Annotated in this window: 3 protein-coding genes; 2 read left to right on the top strand and 1 reads right to left on the bottom strand. The window is 41.3% G+C overall.

Annotation, left to right across the window (positions count from 1 at the left end):
• Window positions 1–170, top strand: a 170-nt coding sequence (locus R7D93_RS25445) for a MetQ/NlpA family ABC transporter substrate-binding protein (RefSeq protein WP_318129573.1), incomplete at its 5' end; no start/stop codon positions are given.
• Window positions 171–291: 121 nt separating this feature from the next.
• On the opposite strand, the gene R7D93_RS25440 is transcribed toward R7D93_RS25445, so the two are convergent.
• Window positions 292–564 (bottom strand): hypothetical protein, encoded by a 273-nt coding sequence (locus R7D93_RS25440; RefSeq protein ID WP_021487203.1) that lies wholly within the window; start codon window positions 562–564, stop codon window positions 292–294.
• A gap of 367 nt (window positions 565–931) precedes the next feature.
• Between R7D93_RS25440 and R7D93_RS25435 the strand changes: the two genes are divergently transcribed.
• On the top strand, window positions 932–1,312 hold a 381-nt coding region (locus R7D93_RS25435), incomplete at its 3' end, for a DUF4382 domain-containing protein (protein ID WP_318129572.1).

Below are 1,312 nucleotides of genomic sequence, written 5' to 3'. Positions count from 1 at the left end.
GTATTTTCCTAGAGTCCAAAGACGCACCTCTCGCCGTTATGGTTATTGCGACTCGTGAAGCCGACAGAAACAACGAGGCTTACAAGAAGTTCGTCTCTATTTACCAATCCCAAGAAATTCGCGACTTCCTTGATAGCACTTTCAAAGGAACGATTGAACCAGCCTTTTAAGTAAGAATTAATCCTTGAGCAAGCTATCTTGCTTGCTCAGAGAGACAAAATGACAGAGGCTCATGAAACAAAGCATGAGCCTCTGTCATATCAAATGGTATCAATCGTACTTGGAGTTAGATTATCGACTTTCTGCTTCTAACTTTAGCGCGATATAGTTTTGTGCGGCGGTAACCAAATCAGAACGATTAATGATCTTCCATAGGAAAAATGGCGGGATTAAGAATGCAATGAAGTAAAACGACTCATGAAAAAAGATCTGAGCAATTGCATCTTGATGTTCCCACAGCGCCGTAAGCGCGAAAAGATCGAGCATCACGCCAAGTACACCAAAAACAACTGAAACCACGATCGCTAATCCTAGTAGCTCTCGAATAAAAAATTTGTATGCCATCATACTAATTCCTTCTAGCAATATTCGACCTTACGTTACGCCCCTCATCACCTATCTATTTTGATTATTATCAACTTCATTTCACTACGAATAAGAACTTAGTTTTATAAAAAAGCGCTTGTGAAAATGGGAAAAGTGGTTACCAAGCAACCACGTTGTTTAGCTAAGTAGAGCCGAAGTTAATGGAGTTACTGCTTCGCTGCTACACTTGAGCAATAGATTTAAAAAATAGCCTTTTAGGAATCCATATCACATTATGAATTTCCCTTTTTTACATTGACCCCGTCATTACTAAGCAATGACATTTGGTCTCGACTCTGAGACTAATCTTCGATGTTTATCGGCAGTGTAAACACAAGAGGTCAATATGAAAAAATACACTTATCCTCTACTTGCTATCTCAGGCGGTCTACTACTGACTGGCTGCGGTGGTGACGACTCTTCATCAAATACAGAATCCGCTACGTTTTCTCTTGGTGTCTCAGATGCACCTGTGGATGACGCCAACAAAGTGGTCTTAGCATTTAAAGACGTGGTTTTAATTCCCTTTGACCCAGAAACGGGCGAGCAAACTGGCGATCACATTCTGCTAGACGCAAGCGAGAACGGCGCTCTACATCAAGTTGATTTGATGGAATATCAAGGAAAAAATGCCAAAACCATCATTAGCGAACAACAAATTGCTCCGGGTGATTACGCCATGTGCGTTTACGCGAAAGATGGCCGACAGTTGAATGGTACGTCTCTA

The organism is Vibrio sp. YT-15, assembly GCF_033337445.1.
GTDB classification, from domain to species: Bacteria; Pseudomonadota; Gammaproteobacteria; order Enterobacterales; family Vibrionaceae; genus Vibrio; species Vibrio alginolyticus.
Note: the sequence above shows the minus strand (reverse complement) of the source record. Positions and strands in the feature narration are given on the sequence as shown.

What these genes read in the sequence shown, in the direction of transcription:
- R7D93_RS25440 (WP_021487203.1), bottom strand. Translation starts at nt 564, where the DNA reads ATGGCATACAAATTTTTTATTCGAGAGCTACTAGGATTAGCGATCGTG.